Genomic DNA, 15,090 nt, shown 5'->3' on the forward strand with positions numbered 1-15,090 from the left:
AATTAAATAGTTTGTGATGATATTGATTTAATAAATTTATTTTCCGTTGTAAAAATGGGTTCGGCGACCAGCCTTTATCTAAGCCACTTTATCTTACCTGATGTCATCTTTTGAGATGCGCTGTGTGTCGACTCTAGATTTTCTTATCGAGATGGCAGACAGTATCAGTTTCGCTCAGTGTTTAGATGATTTATGGGTTTTATCGTCTGATTCTTGTGTCAATACTCTTGATGATTGGCTATTACCAGCACGAATTTTTGTGTTTTCGTTTGAGTCAAAGCCATTGTGTTGTTATTTTAGTATTGATAATAGCAGATGCCGCTTAAGACACTCGATTGGGTGAGGAGCACGTATTATCATGTCTGCCTTTAATTGGTCAGCAATTGCCTTTATTCTAGCTGCAATCGGTCTGGTTGTATTTATGTTGACCGTTCCGCGTTTACTCGGCGGACGCTCTAAGGGCTTACAAAAAGAAGAAATCTTTGAGGCAGGTGTTGTCGGGGCTGGTAACGCTCGTATCCGTCTATCTGCCAAATTCTATTTGGTGGCGATTTTCTTTGTCATTTTTGATTTAGAAGCTCTTTATTTATATGCTTACGCTGTTTCAGTACGTGAAACAGGATGGGCAGGCTTTATTGCAGCTGCGACATTTATTATCGACTTATTGATTGGTCTGGTTTATGCCTTGAGTCTAGGCGCACTTAATTGGGCGCCGGCAGATAAGTTGCGTAAAAAGGTGCGTTTATATGCCGCTCCTGCTGGCTTTAATCTAGCCGACATTACTAAATTTGATGGCGTTGATGAGCTGATGGTTGACCCAACGGGTAAGATACCAGCGCAGTCCTCTGGTCGAATCAATGTGTCCAATAATATTGAAGCCAATCGTCGTCATTTAGAAAGCATCGACCGTATTAATACCACAGGTAATATTACCTCGGTAGATTTTGCGGTATCTGCACCTAATCAGAGTATTGAACGTAATCGCTAGAAAAGCTTATAAATGATGACGTTTATGAGCTTTTAATAGTCGACGTTGTAACAGTATGCGAATAATAGCGCTAACCCTATGGTTACTGCGCTGCGGTTAATTGAAAGGTTGAATGTTATGAAATATACATTAACAAAAGCCAACCCTGATGCAGATATTTATCCTGCTCAGACTCGCCAAACGGTTAGTGATCCTCTTGAAGATGAAGTCAATAAAAATGTCTTTATGGGACGTTTAGAAGACCTTGTGCATTCAACAGCAAACTGGGGACGCAAGCATTCTCTGTGGCCATTTAACTTTGGTACGTCTTGTTGCTATGTGGAATACGCGACGACCCTAACAGCGGTTCACGATTTATCCCGCTTTGGGGCGGAAGTGATTCGTGCATCACCTCGTCAGGCAGATGTGATGATTGTAGCAGGGACTTGTTTTGTTAAAATGGCACCTGTTATTCAGCGTCTTTATGAGCAAATGTTAGAGCCAAAATGGGTCATTTCGATGGGTGCTTGTGCCAATTCAGGCGGGATGTATGACATCTATTCTGTAGTACAAGGCGTTGATAAGATTATTCCGGTAGACGTTTATGTTCCTGGTTGTCCGCCTCGTCCTGAAGCATTGATTCAAGGATTAATGCTGTTACAAGAGTCAATAACTAAAGAGCGTCGTCCGCTTGGTATTCATGTGAACGATCAGGGTATCTATCAGCCACAAATGATGCCTGAGCGAGATCGTAAGCAAGCCGATCGCATTGCAGTGAAAAACCTGCGTAGTCCAGACAGTATTTAATAGTTTTATGGTTAATGCTTTAGATTCATGCTTTCATAGTTTTATGCGCCCATTACAGTCTCGTTATGACAAATCAGTTATGATTAATGAAGGAAGACATCATTCATGGTCACGGTAGTTGAAAACACAGATCCTAAGATCAAGCCCGTACCAGCGGTTATTCAAGAGCTGGAAGCTAAGTATGCCGGCAAATTTGTCATCCAGCAGACTGTCGATGAGATTCCGACTGTTTGGGTGGCACGTGCTGATGTGTTAGACGTACTAATGTACTTGCGTACTTTGCCAAAGCCTTATGTCATGCTATTTGACTTATCAGCAATGGATGAGCGCTTGCGTCAGCACCGCGCGGGTATGCCTGCCAGTGACTTTACGGTGTTTTACCATCTGATGTCGCTTGAGCGTAACAGTGATGTACGCATTAAAGTGGCACTCAGTGAAGATGACTTAAATATACCCAGTGCGACCAAAATTTGGCCTAATGCCAATTGGTACGAGCGCGAAGTATGGGATATGTTTGGTATTGTCTTTAGCGGACATCCGCATTTAACCCGCATTTTGCTACCTAAATACTGGGAAGGGCATCCGCTGCGTAAAGAGTATCATGCGCGCGCGACCGAATTTACTCCTTACTTCTTGAATACTGCCAAGCAGCAGTATGAGCAGGAAAACTTACGTTTTGTCCCTGAAGAATGGGGCATGAAACGCTCAGGACGTGATGAGGACTTCATGTTCTTGAATATCGGTCCAAACCATCCCTCTGCGCATGGTGCTTTTAGATTGGTATTGCAGTTAGATGGTGAGGAAGTGGTCGATTGTATTCCTGACATCGGTTATCACCACCGCGGTGCGGAGAAAATGGCAGAGCGCCAAACGTGGCATTCCTACATCCCTTATACCGATCGAATTGATTATCTCGGCGGGGTTATGAATGAGCTGCCGTATATCATGTCAGTTGAAAAGCTTGCTGGTATTACTATTCCACCTCGTGCCGAAACTATTCGGGTCATGATGAGTGAGTTTTTCCGCATTACTAATAACTTACTGTTCGTCGGTACGTTTATTCAAGATGCTGGTGGTATGACGCCCGTCTTCTATATGTTTACGGATCGTCAAAAAGCTTATGACGTTATTGAAGCGGTAACAGGTTACCGTATGCATCCAGCTTGGTTCCGTATCGGTGGTACGGCGCATGATTTGCCGCGTGGCTGGCAACGTTTAGTTCGCGAGTTTTTGGATTGGATGCCGAAGCGTTTGGATGAGTATGTCAAAGCAGCGCTACAAAACAGTGTGCTAAAAGGTCGTACTCAAGGCGTGGCGCAATATAATGCTAAGCAAGCGCTGGCTTGGGGCGTGACCGGCGCAGGTTTGCGTGCCACTGGCGTTGATTTTGATTTACGTAAAGCACGTCCATATATGGGCTATGAGAATTACGATTTTGAAATCCCGGTTGGCTATAATGGTGATGCTTATGACCGTTGTATGGTTAAAGTGGAAGAAATGCGTCAGTCGCTACGTATTATCCGTCAATGTATGGACAATATGCCGCAAGGTCCTTATAAAGCAGATCATCCACTTGCCGTACCACCGCCAAAAGATCGGACTTTAAATGATATTGAAACGCTGATTAATCATTTCCTCTCGGTTTCTTGGGGTCCTGTGATGCCAGCTGGTGAGTGTACTACGATAGTCGAAGCGACCAAAGGGCTTAATAGCTACTATATTACTTCAGACCGCTCGACCATGAGCTATCGTACTCGTATTCGCACACCGACATTTGCTCATATTCAGCAAATGCCGTCGGTTATTAATGGCTCATTGGTATCAGATGCCATTATGTATCTAGCTTCTATTGACATTGTGATGGCAGATTGTGATCGTTAGATTTTATTTATTGTTAATAAAATTAAATTATTTCATAGATTAGCGCCAACTGGCACACCAAATCGCAGCGGCTGTGCAACAACCACAGCACAAGCGGCGTGATGAGTGAGGAAAGATAAAAGATTATGAAAATTGTTACCGATAAAGCGCCAAGAGTAGATGTGGCCAGCATCCTAACGGCTGATGAGATTGCAGCGATTCATGAGTTTATGCATCATTATCCTCATGCGCGCGCCGCTTCTCTCGATTCACTAAAAATTGTGCAAAAGCGCAACGGTTGGGTAAATGATGCCCAAGTCAATGCTATTGCAAATATATTGGACGTTCCAGTAACCGATATGGATGGTGTCGCGACTTTCTTTAATCGCATTTATCGTCAGCCAGTGGGTCGTCATGTGATTTTGATTTGTGATTCAGTGGCGTGCTACTTAACAGGTTATGAAGCTTTATCAACCGCTTTGCGTACCGAGTTGGGTATTGATTATGGTCAAACCACAGCTGATGGTCGTTTTACTTTGCTACCAATTTGTTGTTTGGGTAACTGCGATAAAGGGCCTGCAGTGCTTATTGATGAAGATACCTATGGTCCTGTTCAGCCTGATGAAGTTACTCAATTGTTGGAGTTATACGCATGAGATTAACCATTTCAGAGCAGATTGCTCTTCGCAACCAAGGTAAGGCGCCAAGCCAGTTAAATAATCAGCGTATTGCAATTTACGGTGATAAGGCAACGGCAACCAGTGAAACCAAGCCTTTGACGTGGCGCTTAGCACATCATGATGCCGTATTGGATTTAGCCACTTATGAGTCTTTACGTGGTTTTGAAGCGCTTAAAATGGCTTTAAATCAACCACCAGAAGCCACTTTAGCCACTATTAAAGAAGCGGTCGTTAAAGGTCGTGGTGGCGCAGGTTTCCCAGCGGGTATTAAATGGTCGTTGATGGCACCGCCAGATGGTGGACCACGTTATTTAGTGTGTAATGCGGATGAGATGGAGCCGGGTACTTTTAAAGACCGTCTGCTTATGGAGCGTTTACCGCTTCAGCTTATCGAAGGAATGCTGATATCTGCCTATGCTATTGGCGCAAATGCAGGTTATATCTTTATTCGTGGCGAGTATATTCTAGCAGCAGAACGTTTGAATACAGCGATTGAAGAGTTACGTGCTAACAATCTGGTTGGTGATAATATTTTAGGCACAGATTTTAGTTTTGATTTGCATGTGCATACTGGTGCCGGTCGTTATATTTGTGGTGAAGAAACTGCATTAATTAATTGTCTCGAAGGGCGCCGTGCTAATCCACGTACTAAGCCGCCATTTCCACAAGTGGCAGGCGCATGGGGTCGACCGACTGTTGTGAATAATGTCGAAACCTTACATAACGTTTCAGCTATTATTTTGCATGGCAGCAAGTGGTATCAAGACTTACCAAAAGCCAAAGGCGTGGTTGAAACGCCAGGCACGAAACTGTTTGGCTGTTCAGGTTTGGTGAATGATCCTGGTCTTTGGGAATTGCCCTTTGGTTATACGGCACGTGAAATTATTGAAGATTTTGCTGGCGGAATGCAAGAAGGTAAAAAGCTAAAAGCATGGTTACCGGGCGGTGCATCTACTGACTTTTTGACTGCTGATCATTTAGATACCGTGGTTGATTTTGATACCATTCAAAAAGCTGGTAGTCGGATGGGTACCGGGCTGATTATGGTTGTTGATGAAGAACAAGATATGGTGCCATTGCTACGTAATCTTGAGATTTTCTTCCAACGTGAATCATGTGGCTTTTGTACGCCATGCCGTGACGGTTTACCGTGGGGTGTGAAGTTACTCACTGCGATTAACGATGGCGAAGGTCAAGTGGGTGATGTTGAGAAGCTTGAGGGTCTAACCCGTGACTTATGGATCGGTAAAACATTCTGCGCCCATGCGCCCGGTGCTATGGAACCGCTTATGAGTGCAATTAAATATTTCCGTCCTGAGTTTGATCAAAAAATTGCACAGGCAGTTGGTGAAGATGTTATTGCTGCTGCAGCGAATCAACAGCTAGACGCGAAATAAGGAGAGCGGCATGGCAGTCATACATATTGATGGAACCACTGTCGAAGTAGATAGCGCGGACAACTTGCTACAGGCATGCTTGTCGCTCGGCATTGATGTCCCCTATTTTTGTTATCATCCTGCTTTAGGCTCGGTAGGCTCGTGCCGTCAGTGCGCGGTAAAGCAGTATCTGACTAAAGAAGATATGGAAGCAGGTCGCGGACGCTTGGTCATGTCATGCATGGTGGCGCCAAGCAATGATATGTATATCTCGGTCACCGATGATGAAGCCAAAGCGTTCCGTAAGTCAATGGTTGAGCTACTCATGACCAACCACCCGCATGACTGTCCAACCTGTGAAGAGGGTGGGCATTGTCATTTGCAGGATATGACGTATATGTCAGGTCACAGTCGGCGCCGCTATCGCTTTACCAAGCGTACGCATCATAACCAAGAGCTTGGTCCGTTTATCGCGCATGAGATGAACCGCTGTATTGCTTGTTATCGTTGTGTCCGTTTCTATAAAGACTATGCAGGCGGTGAAGATTTAGGCGTCTATGGCTCTAACAATCGCGTGTATTTTGGTCGTGATAAAGATGGTCAGTTTGAAAGTGAGTTTTCTGGCAACTTAACGGAAGTGTGCCCAACCGGCGTATTTACGGATAAAACGCATTCGGATCGTTATAACCGTAAATGGGACATGCAGTATGCGCCAAGTATCTGTCATGGTTGCTCTGCGGGCTGTAATATATCAGCTGGTGAGCGTTATGGCGAACTGCGCCGTATCGAAAACCGCTATAACGGTGAGGTTAATCGTTACTTCTTATGTGACCGTGGTCGCTTTGGTTATGGCTACGTCAACCGTGAAGATCGTCCAACTCAAGCGCTTGAGCGTACTAATAATACGCTGCTTGAAGTTAGCGTGGATCATGCCCTTGATGAGACAGTTAAACGCTTACAAGATAAAAAAATTATTGGTATTGGCTCGGCACGCGCTAGTTTAGAGACTAATTTTGCGCTTAAAAATCTGGTTGGTTTTGATAACTTCTCAACCGGTATGAGCCATCAGCAACAAGCATTGGTTAATAAATGTATTGAAGTATTAAGTACAGAAGGTATTTATAACCCAGGCATGACGGATATTGAAAGTCATGATGCGGTATTGATTTTGGGTGAAGATATTACCCAAACATCATCACGAGTAGCATTGTCAGTACGTCAGGCAGCAAAAAATGAAGCGTTTAAAATGGCAGCGGCCGTACAAACGCAGCCTTGGTTAGCAGAGCCTGTACAACGTATTGCGCAAGGTGCTCTCAGCCCAGTATATGTCATTGATGTGACACAAACCAAACTTGATGATATTAGTAAAGTTAGCGTGGTGGCAACGCCTGAAGATATTACTAAGCTTGGCTTTAAAGTCGCTAGTGAGATTACCAATTTAGCAGATAATTTGGCAAAAATTGACGCGCCTAATACAGAACAAAGTGCAGATGCTGATCCGATGCAAGTGCTTGCACAGCAAATTGCTTACGACTTGATTAAAGCCGATAAGCCGTTGGTTGTATCAGGCAGCAGTTTGTCTTCGGTTGCGTTAATAGAAGCTGCAGCGCAAATTACACAAGCGTTAACGCAAAAACGTAGCGCGATTAAAGCCACTGAACATACGTATATTGAAGCACATAATGCAAAAGTTCGTGCTGCACAAGCCCAAGAGAAAACTCAGCCAGTTGATGATCAAGAGTTAGCCGCTAAGCCAGATAAACCTGAAATGAGCAGTAATACTGAAACACAAGATAACGTTGAGCGTACGCCAGCAACGCCGTTAGAACTAAAGTATGAAAATACTAATTACCATGCACAAGCAGGTATTTACTTAGCGGTAGCCGATGCCAATAGTATTGGTGTGTGTTTACTGGGTGGACAGTCAGTAGAGGAGATATTGGCCTCAGATTTTGATGTGGTTATTGTGGCTGAAAATCAACTCACTGACGTACTTGATGCTGAAAAGCTTACTCAGCTATTAGCTGATAAGACAGTGATTGCCTTGGATCATCAGCTATTAGATTGGCATAAAAATGCCGATATTGTATTGCCAGCTGCAAGCTTTGCTGAAGCAGACGGTACGTTAGTATCGGCTGAAGGTCGTGCTCAGCGCTTTTTTCAAGTTTATGACAATACCTATTATCATCCGCTAAGTAATATTAAAGAAGGCTGGCGCTGGTTACATGCTTTGCATAGCAGCTTACTCGGTAAAGCGGTCGACTGGACACAACTTGATGACGTTATTAATGCCTTAATAGTCACGCATCCAAAGCTTGCTGGTATTAAAAAGGCAGCACCTGATGCTGATTACCGTATTAGTGGTTTAAAAATTGCGCGTGAGCCACGCCGTTATTCAGGTCGTACGGCAATGCGCGCACCAATTTCTGTACATGAGCCGATGCAGCCAAAAGATTTGGATACAGGCTTAACCTTCTCAATGGAAGGTTATAGCGGTACGCAAACGCCAAGTTCAATGATTCCTTTCGCCCAATCAGCTGGTTGGAATTCGCCACAAGCGTGGAATAAATATCAAGATAAAGTCGGCGGTAGCTTGAAAAATGGTGATCCGGGCGTTCGCTTATTTGATCAGCTAGAGCGATTAGCAGCACGTCAATATGTGGCACCTGATATGGCGTCAATCACCACTGACATACAGCTGGGTCAAGCCAAGCTTGTGCCAGTATATAATATTTATGCCAGCTCAATGATGGCATCACGTAGTCCAGTCGTCGCAGAGCAATTACCCGTTGCTACATGGCAAATCGGTCGTGATGATGCCAGTGCTTGGGATGTTGCTCAAGGCGATTACTTAGCTATTGAAATTGATAAACAGCACATTACCTTACCTGTGCAATTGGTGCACTATCTAGCAGAAGGGTGTATTGGCTATCCGGTCGGGCAGGTGACTATTATTCATCCCTCTATGTTTGCGTCAGTACTTAAAGTTTCTGCACCACTCGCTGCCGTATCGTTATCTGGCGCTATGGCAAATGATAGCGCCTTATTAACGACTGATAAAGCAGAGCCTGTAATACCAATACCGACAACCATACAAGAGGTTTAATATGTCATTTACCCGTATTATCCCTGAAGCGCCAAGCTTTTTAGCTGGTATGATGACTGCTGAAACGTGGTCTATTCTATTTATGGTTGTACAATCATTAGTCATCTTTTTAGTAGTGGTAATAGTTGCTGCATTGATGATTGTCTATGAGCGCCGTATGCTGGCGCTATGGCAAGATCGTTATGGTCCTAACCGTGTAGGTCCTTTTGGGTCGTTGCAGCTGGTTGCTGATATGCTCAAAATCTTCTTTAAAGAAGATTGGACGCCAAACTTTACCGATAAGTTTATCTTTGTGCTGGCACCTGCGGTTGCTATGTTTACCGCCTTGGCATCTTTTGCGATTATTCCGATTTCACCAACGCTTGGTGTTGCAGATTGGGATATCGGTATATTGTTCTTCTTTGCCATGGCAGGTATCGCGGTTTACGCGGTGATGTTTGGCGGTTGGGCGTCAGCAAATAAGTTTTCGCTATTAGGTGGTCTACGTTCTGCCGCACAAACCATCAGTTATGAGGTCTTTTTAGGCTTATCGTTAATGGGTGTGGTTGCATTGACGGGTTCTTTTAACCTACGTGCGATTGTTGAAGCACAGGCTGATGGTTGGTATATCATTCCACAGTTCTTTGGGTTTTTGACCTTTGTCGTGGCTGGTGTTGCCGTTACCCATAGACATCCGTTTGACCAACCAGAAGCTGAACAAGAGCTTGCCGAAGGTTATCATGTCGAATATTCAGGTATGAAGTTTGGTATGTTCTTTATCGGCGAATATGTCAACGTGGTATTGATTTCAGCGTTAATGACTTGTCTGTTCTTTGGTGGCTGGCTTGCGCCTTTTAATTTAAATATTCCCTTTGTACCGCCAGCTTTTTGGTTCATGATTAAAACGCTATTTTTTATGACCATGTTTATTTTGGCTCGTGGTTCGCTCATGCGTCCACGCTATGATCAGGTGATGAACTTTGGCTGGAAAGTATGTTTACCAGTAACCTTGATTAATTTATTGGTTACTGCCGCAGTCATTTTGATTTTCTCTCCAACGCTGTAAGCTCGCGGATGATCTAGAGTAATGCTGATAAGGATAATAATCCCATGTTTACGACCATAAAAAAGACTGTCATTGGTATATTTACCATTGTCCGCAGCATGTGGATGGTCAACAGTCACGCGCTGCGTCCGCGCGATACCATCCTATATCCTGAAGTGCCAGTTCCAGTTCCGCCACGGTTTCGGGGGCGTATCATTTTGTCTCGTGACCCGGATGGAGATGAGCGCTGCGTCGCCTGTAATCTGTGCGCCGTCGCTTGCCCGGTAGGATGTATTTCATTGCAAAAAGCAGAACGTGAAGATGGGCGTTGGTACCCTGAGTTTTTCCGCATTAACTTCTCGCGTTGTATCTTTTGTGGTATGTGTGAGGAAGCGTGTCCTACGACCGCGATTCAGATGACCCCCGATTTTGAGATGGGCGAATATGTGCGTCAGGACTTGGTCTACGAAAAAGAACATTTGCTTATTTCAGGACCGGGTAAATATCCTGATTATAACTATTATCGTGTATCCGGAATGGCGGTGGCAGATAAACCTAAAGGCGCGGCGCAAAATGAGTCGGCACCTATTGATCTAAGGAGCTTACTGCCATAATGACTATTTTAAATAATCCTGATTTGGTGGGGTTTTATGCGCTTGGAGCGGTGGCTATTTTTGCCAGTCTGCGCGTCGTCATCCATGCCAATCCTGTTCATGCTATTTTATCGATGATTGTGTCGTTATTAGCCGTTGCGGGTATTTTGTTTATATTAGGTGCGCCTTTTGCAGGTGCGCTTGAGATTGTAGTGTATGCAGGTGCTATTTTAGTATTGTTCGTGTTTGTGATTATGATGCTCAACTTAGGAATGGCGAACGAGTCGCGAGAAGAGCGCTGGTTAGATGCTAGAACTTGGGCAGTACCAACAGGGTTAACGATTGTTATTGCTGTAGTACTTTATGCGCTGATTGGTATCAATCATGATGAGGCAGCAGTCATTGGCGGTGTGACCGTCTCTGCTAAAGTGGTCGGTACGGCATTATTTAGTAAATATATGATGTTGGTTGAAGTAGCGGCATTGTTATTATTAGCAGCATTGGTCGCAGCGTATCACTTAGGTAAAGAATCTCTTAATGATGAGATCATTGCTGATAATGAGCTGGATATTGATAGACGTGGCGGTAATGTTAAAAACTATCTTCACAACACCACGATGGATATCAATGCCAATCATGTTGCCGATACAGCAGATGTAATGCCTGAATCTTACGAATATAAAGATGTTGACCCTCATGACTATGTTAGTGCTGTCAATACGCAGATAAATACTCAGGCAAGCAGACGTAAGGAGTCAGACTGATGGTATTAGCTGTGAGTGTGGCACAAGAGGTGTCAAATGTACCGTTTGCCCATGAAGTGGCAGGCTTAGTACAGCCAGCGGTTGCGGCACAAAATATGCTTGGCACGATACCCATGAGCCATGGATTAATTTTGGCAGGTATTTTATTTGCCATTGGTCTGTGTGGTGTGATGGTACGGCGTAACTTCTTATTTATGCTAATGAGCCTTGAGATCATGATGAATGCGGCAGCGTTGGCATTTGTGATAGCAGGCAGTCGTTGGGTAGATCCTGATGGACAAATTATGTTCATCTTTATCTTGACCCTAGCCGCCGCTGAAGCATCTATTGGTTTGGCAATATTATTACAGTTTTATCATAAGCGTGGGCATCTTGATGTCGATAGCGCCAATGAGATGAAAGGATGATGTCATGAATTTATTACCATTAACCTTTATCTTCCCGCTCATTGGCTTTTTGATTCTAGCCTTTATGCGAGATCGATTGTCCCAAAAGGTAGCCGCCGTGGTCGGTGTCGGCAGCATGCTATTGTCAGCATTGTGCGCACTGGTGGTCAGTTTTACATTTTTAACCAGCTATCCTGCCGGAGCAGTGGTCGAGATGCCGTTATGGACTTGGCTACAAGTCGGTGATTTTGCACCCAGTTTCGGTCTCAGTTTTGATGGCTTAGCGTTGACTATGACTGGTGTGATTACTGGTATTGGCTTTTTGATTCACCTGTTTGCCGCCTGGTATATGGACGGTGAAGAGGGCTTTGGGCGCTTTTTCAGTTATATGAATTTATTCGTTGCCAGTATGTTGTTATTGGTATTGGGCGATAATTTATTATTACTATATCTTGGCTGGGAAGGTGTAGGTATTTGTTCTTACTTGCTGATTGGTTTTTATTTCCAAGACCGCGCCAACGGTCGTGCGGCAATGAAAGCCTTTACCGTAACGCGCGTCGGTGATGTATTTTTAGCGTTCGGACTGTTCTTATTATTCCGCGAATTTGGTACCTTAAACATTCAAGAGATTATTACCCGTGCGCCTGAGGTGTTCGATGTTAATAATCCAGTGATGATTTTAACCACAATGATGCTGGTTGGTGGGGCGATGGGTAAGTCGGCTCAGTTGCCGCTACATACATGGCTTGCCGATGCAATGGCAGGTCCAACTCCAGTCTCCGCATTGATTCACGCGGCAACCATGGTAACCGCTGGGGTGTATTTAATTGCCCGTATGCATCCGCTATTCTTATTGACTCCGGGTGTACTGCTGTATTGGGTTGGCGCTGTAGGTGCTTTAACCTTAGTTGTTGCTGGATTCTGTGCACTGGTACAAACTGATATCAAGCGTATTCTTGCCTATTCAACGATGAGTCAAATTGGCTATATGTTCTTGGCACTGGGTGTTGGCGCTTGGCAAGGGGCAATCTTCCACTTAATGAGCCATGCTTTCTTTAAAGCCTTATTATTCTTAGCGTCAGGTGCGGTGATACTAGCCGTACATCATGAACAAGATATCTTTAAGATGGGCGGCTTACGTAAAAAGATTCCATTGGTATTCTGGTGTTATATCGTTGGTGGTGGCGCGCTGGCAGCAATACCCTTTGTCACCGTTGGCTTTTATTCAAAAGAAGCGATTCTTTGGGAAGCCTATGCCACGGGTCATCAGTTCTTATTTTATATGGGTGTGTTTGGTGCCTTCTTAACTGCGTTATATACTTTCCGTATGATTTGGATTATCTTTTTTGGTGAAGAAAAAACCCATGCGCACAAGCTATCAGGTATCTCTTACTGGTTACCACTTAGCGTATTACTAGTGTTATCAACAGCTGTTGGGGCATTTATTACGCCACCGCTACAAGGCGTGTTGCCAGAGAGCGCTGGGCATTTATTAGAATTGGCGAATCAGGCACATGACAAACATACGGCTGAATTTATCGCAATGGGAGCAATGCTTGCGGGCTTAATTATTGCCGCCTTATTATATGCGGTAGATAAAGGTCGTATATTGACCAGATTTAAGCATACACGTATTGGCGCTGCGCTATATCACTGGTGCTATCATGGTATGGGCTTCGATGCGCTATACGATATTGTGTTTGTAAAACCCTTTTTATTCATTGGCCGCTTATTCAAAGCCGATCCTATTGATAAGTCGTGGAATATATTGCCAATGCTGGCATCAGCAGGTAATAAAGCCTTGTCTGCAACGCAAACAGGGTCACTTCGAGGCTATGCCACAAGCTTTGGCTTGGGCGTCGCTGTATTGTTGGTGCTGGTAATGATGACGGTGGTATAAGATGATAGAGTTACAACAAACGTGGATGCTACCAGCATTAATCGCAGTGCCGTTTATAGCCGGTCTGCTGTGCTGGTTGGTTGAGCGGGTTAATAAACGCTTGCCACGCTGGATTGCGTTAATTGGTATGATCATTACCTTTGGTCTGTCAGTAGTGTTATGGCAGCAAGGCGATTTTTCTGGAATGAGTACTCAGGTTATCGCGCCAGATGCGTCGGTACCTTGGGTTGCAGAATTTAGTGTGCCTTGGATACCTAGCTTTGGTATCAGTTTTCACTTAGCAATGGATGGTTTATCATTATTGATGGTAGGTCTAACTGGATTGCTGGGTGTGGCTGCCGTTGCCTGTTCGTGGAACGAGATTCAACGCCGTGTTGGGTTTTTCCATCTCAATCTATTGTGGAGTTTGGGCGGTGTTATTGGCGTATTCTTAGCTATTGATATGTTCTTATTCTTCTTCTTTTGGGAGATGATGCTGGTTCCGATTTACTTCTTGATTGCCCTTTGGGGTCATGATGTACCGGGCAAAACCAAAGAGTATGCGGCGACTAAGTTCTTCCTTTATACCCAAGCGTCTGGGCTTATCATGCTCATCGGTATTTTAATTTTGGTAATTATTAATTATGCCTACCGTGGTACGGTAAGCTTTAATTATAATGACTTGCTCGGTACGCCTTTGGGCGGCTGGGAATATCCGATTATGCTGTGCTTCTTTATTGGCTTTGCCGTCAAGTTGCCGATTATTCCATTTCATGGTTGGTTGCCAGATGCGCATGCGCAAGCCCCAACAGCAGGTTCAGTGGATTTGGCAGGGGTATTGATTAAGACCGCTGCATATGGTTTGATTCGTTTTGTATTGCCATTATTCCCAGCAGCATCACAAGAGTTTGCACCGATTGCTATGACCTTAGGTACCATTGGTATCTTCTACGGCGCATGGCTGGCATTTATGCAAACCGATATGAAGCGATTATTGGCATATACCAGTATCTCGCATATGGGTTTTGTAGTGTTGGCGATTTACGCTGGTACATTACTCAGCTTGCAAGGCTTAATGATTCAGATGCTGGCACATGGGTTAAGTTCAGCCGCACTGTTTATTATGGCGGGTCAGCTTTATGAGCGTCTGCATACCCGCGATTTAACTCTAATGGGTGGTATGTGGGGTCAGTTTCGCTATTACGCGCCAATATTGATGTTCTTCTGTGCGGCATTGCTAGGTATACCGGGTACGGGGAACTTTATCGGTGAATTTATGATTCTGCTTGGCTCTTTTGCTCAGTATCCGGTGTTTGTGGTATTGGCAACATTCAGCTTGGTCTTAGCAGGATTGTATTCACTGATTTTGATTCACCGCGCGCTATTTGGGGCGAATAATATTAAAGAAGTAGCGTTACATGAAACTAAGTCACACGGTTTACCTGAGCGTAATTTAAAGGATTTGGGTAAGCGTGAGTTGTCATTGCTTATTTTACTAGCGATGGGTTTGGTATGGCTTGGACTTTATCCGCAGCCGTTCCTTGATACCTCAAGTCATGCGATGCAGTGGATCAATAATGCATATGTTTATAGTCAAGTCACCCAAGTCGATGCGTCGCAGTTACTTGATGCAATGGAGGCACGTTAA

General features: G+C 44.3%; 12 protein-coding genes. All 12 read left to right on the top strand.

All coding sequences use genetic code 11. From position 1 onward, the window contains the following. Positions 1 to 358 precede the first annotated feature (358 nt). Positions 359 to 988 (top strand): NADH-quinone oxidoreductase subunit A, encoded by a 630-nt coding sequence (ndhC, locus tag H2245_RS10600; RefSeq protein ID WP_182407358.1) that lies wholly within the window; start codon positions 359 to 361, stop codon positions 986 to 988. Positions 989 to 1,105: 117 nt separating this feature from the next. After that, positions 1,106 to 1,774 carry an NADH-quinone oxidoreductase subunit B family protein gene (locus H2245_RS10605; protein WP_182407359.1) on the top strand — a complete coding sequence of 223 codons (669 nt, stop codon included), beginning with the start codon at positions 1,106 to 1,108 and terminating at the stop codon, positions 1,772 to 1,774. A gap of 105 nt (positions 1,775 to 1,879) precedes the next feature. Next, positions 1,880 to 3,655, top strand: coding sequence for an NADH-quinone oxidoreductase subunit C/D (nuoC, locus tag H2245_RS10610; protein ID WP_182407360.1), 1,776 nt, complete (start codon positions 1,880 to 1,882; stop codon positions 3,653 to 3,655). 125 nt (positions 3,656 to 3,780) lie between these two features. Further along, positions 3,781 to 4,290, top strand: a complete 510-nt coding sequence (gene nuoE / locus H2245_RS10615; protein ID WP_182407361.1) for an NADH-quinone oxidoreductase subunit NuoE — start codon at positions 3,781 to 3,783, stop codon at positions 4,288 to 4,290. Beyond that, positions 4,287 to 5,711: an NADH-quinone oxidoreductase subunit NuoF gene (gene nuoF / locus H2245_RS10620; RefSeq protein ID WP_182407362.1), complete on the top strand. Its 1,425-nt coding sequence runs from the start codon at positions 4,287 to 4,289 to the stop codon at positions 5,709 to 5,711. The genes nuoE and nuoF overlap by 4 nt, the downstream gene beginning before the upstream one ends. A 10-nt stretch (positions 5,712 to 5,721) precedes the next feature. After that, complete coding sequence (gene nuoG / locus H2245_RS10625) at positions 5,722 to 8,796, top strand: NADH-quinone oxidoreductase subunit NuoG (protein ID WP_182407363.1); 3,075 nt, start codon at positions 5,722 to 5,724, stop codon at positions 8,794 to 8,796. A 49-nt stretch (positions 8,797 to 8,845) separates the two neighbouring features. Further along, a complete protein-coding gene (nuoH, locus tag H2245_RS10630; RefSeq protein ID WP_404944679.1) occupies positions 8,846 to 9,841 on the top strand; it encodes an NADH-quinone oxidoreductase subunit NuoH in 996 nt (331 codons plus the stop codon). Positions 9,842 to 9,885: 44 nt separating this feature from the next. Next, the gene (gene nuoI, locus H2245_RS10635) at positions 9,886 to 10,434 is read left to right on the top strand and encodes an NADH-quinone oxidoreductase subunit NuoI (RefSeq protein WP_182407365.1); all 549 of its coding nucleotides are present in this window, start codon (positions 9,886 to 9,888) and stop codon (positions 10,432 to 10,434) included. Beyond that, positions 10,431 to 11,177 carry an NADH-quinone oxidoreductase subunit J gene (nuoJ, locus tag H2245_RS10640; protein ID WP_404944680.1) on the top strand — a complete coding sequence of 249 codons (747 nt, stop codon included), beginning with the start codon at positions 10,431 to 10,433 and terminating at the stop codon, positions 11,175 to 11,177. The genes nuoI and nuoJ overlap by 4 nt, the downstream gene beginning before the upstream one ends. A 95-nt stretch (positions 11,178 to 11,272) precedes the next feature. Then, positions 11,273 to 11,584 carry an NADH-quinone oxidoreductase subunit NuoK gene (gene nuoK / locus H2245_RS10645; RefSeq protein WP_182407388.1) on the top strand — a complete coding sequence of 104 codons (312 nt, stop codon included), beginning with the start codon at positions 11,273 to 11,275 and terminating at the stop codon, positions 11,582 to 11,584. Positions 11,585 to 11,588: 4 nt separating this feature from the next. Continuing rightward, positions 11,589 to 13,463 carry an NADH-quinone oxidoreductase subunit L gene (gene nuoL, locus H2245_RS10650; protein WP_182407367.1) on the top strand — a complete coding sequence of 625 codons (1,875 nt, stop codon included), beginning with the start codon at positions 11,589 to 11,591 and terminating at the stop codon, positions 13,461 to 13,463. A gap of 1 nt (position 13,464) precedes the next feature. Continuing rightward, on the top strand, positions 13,465 to 15,090 hold the full coding sequence (gene nuoM / locus H2245_RS10655) for an NADH-quinone oxidoreductase subunit M (protein WP_182407368.1): 1,626 nt from the start codon (positions 13,465 to 13,467) through the stop codon (positions 15,088 to 15,090).

Origin of the sequence: Psychrobacter sp. GP33, assembly GCF_014119005.1 — a bacterium.
GTDB lineage: Bacteria > Pseudomonadota > Gammaproteobacteria > Pseudomonadales > Moraxellaceae > Psychrobacter.

What these genes read in the sequence shown, in the direction of transcription:
- ndhC (WP_182407358.1), top strand. Translation starts at nt 359, where the DNA reads ATGTCTGCCTTTAATTGGTCAGCAATTGCCTTTATTCTAGCTGCAATC.
- H2245_RS10605 (WP_182407359.1), top strand. Translation starts at nt 1,106, where the DNA reads ATGAAATATACATTAACAAAAGCCAACCCTGATGCAGATATTTATCCT.
- nuoC (WP_182407360.1), top strand. Translation starts at nt 1,880, where the DNA reads ATGGTCACGGTAGTTGAAAACACAGATCCTAAGATCAAGCCCGTACCA.
- nuoE (WP_182407361.1), top strand. Translation starts at nt 3,781, where the DNA reads ATGAAAATTGTTACCGATAAAGCGCCAAGAGTAGATGTGGCCAGCATC.
- nuoF (WP_182407362.1), top strand. Translation starts at nt 4,287, where the DNA reads ATGAGATTAACCATTTCAGAGCAGATTGCTCTTCGCAACCAAGGTAAG.
- nuoG (WP_182407363.1), top strand. Translation starts at nt 5,722, where the DNA reads ATGGCAGTCATACATATTGATGGAACCACTGTCGAAGTAGATAGCGCG.
- nuoH (WP_404944679.1), top strand. Translation starts at nt 8,846, where the DNA reads ATGATGACTGCTGAAACGTGGTCTATTCTATTTATGGTTGTACAATCA.
- nuoI (WP_182407365.1), top strand. Translation starts at nt 9,886, where the DNA reads ATGTTTACGACCATAAAAAAGACTGTCATTGGTATATTTACCATTGTC.
- nuoK (WP_182407388.1), top strand. Translation starts at nt 11,273, where the DNA reads ATGCTTGGCACGATACCCATGAGCCATGGATTAATTTTGGCAGGTATT.
- nuoL (WP_182407367.1), top strand. Translation starts at nt 11,589, where the DNA reads ATGAATTTATTACCATTAACCTTTATCTTCCCGCTCATTGGCTTTTTG.
- nuoM (WP_182407368.1), top strand. Translation starts at nt 13,465, where the DNA reads ATGATAGAGTTACAACAAACGTGGATGCTACCAGCATTAATCGCAGTG.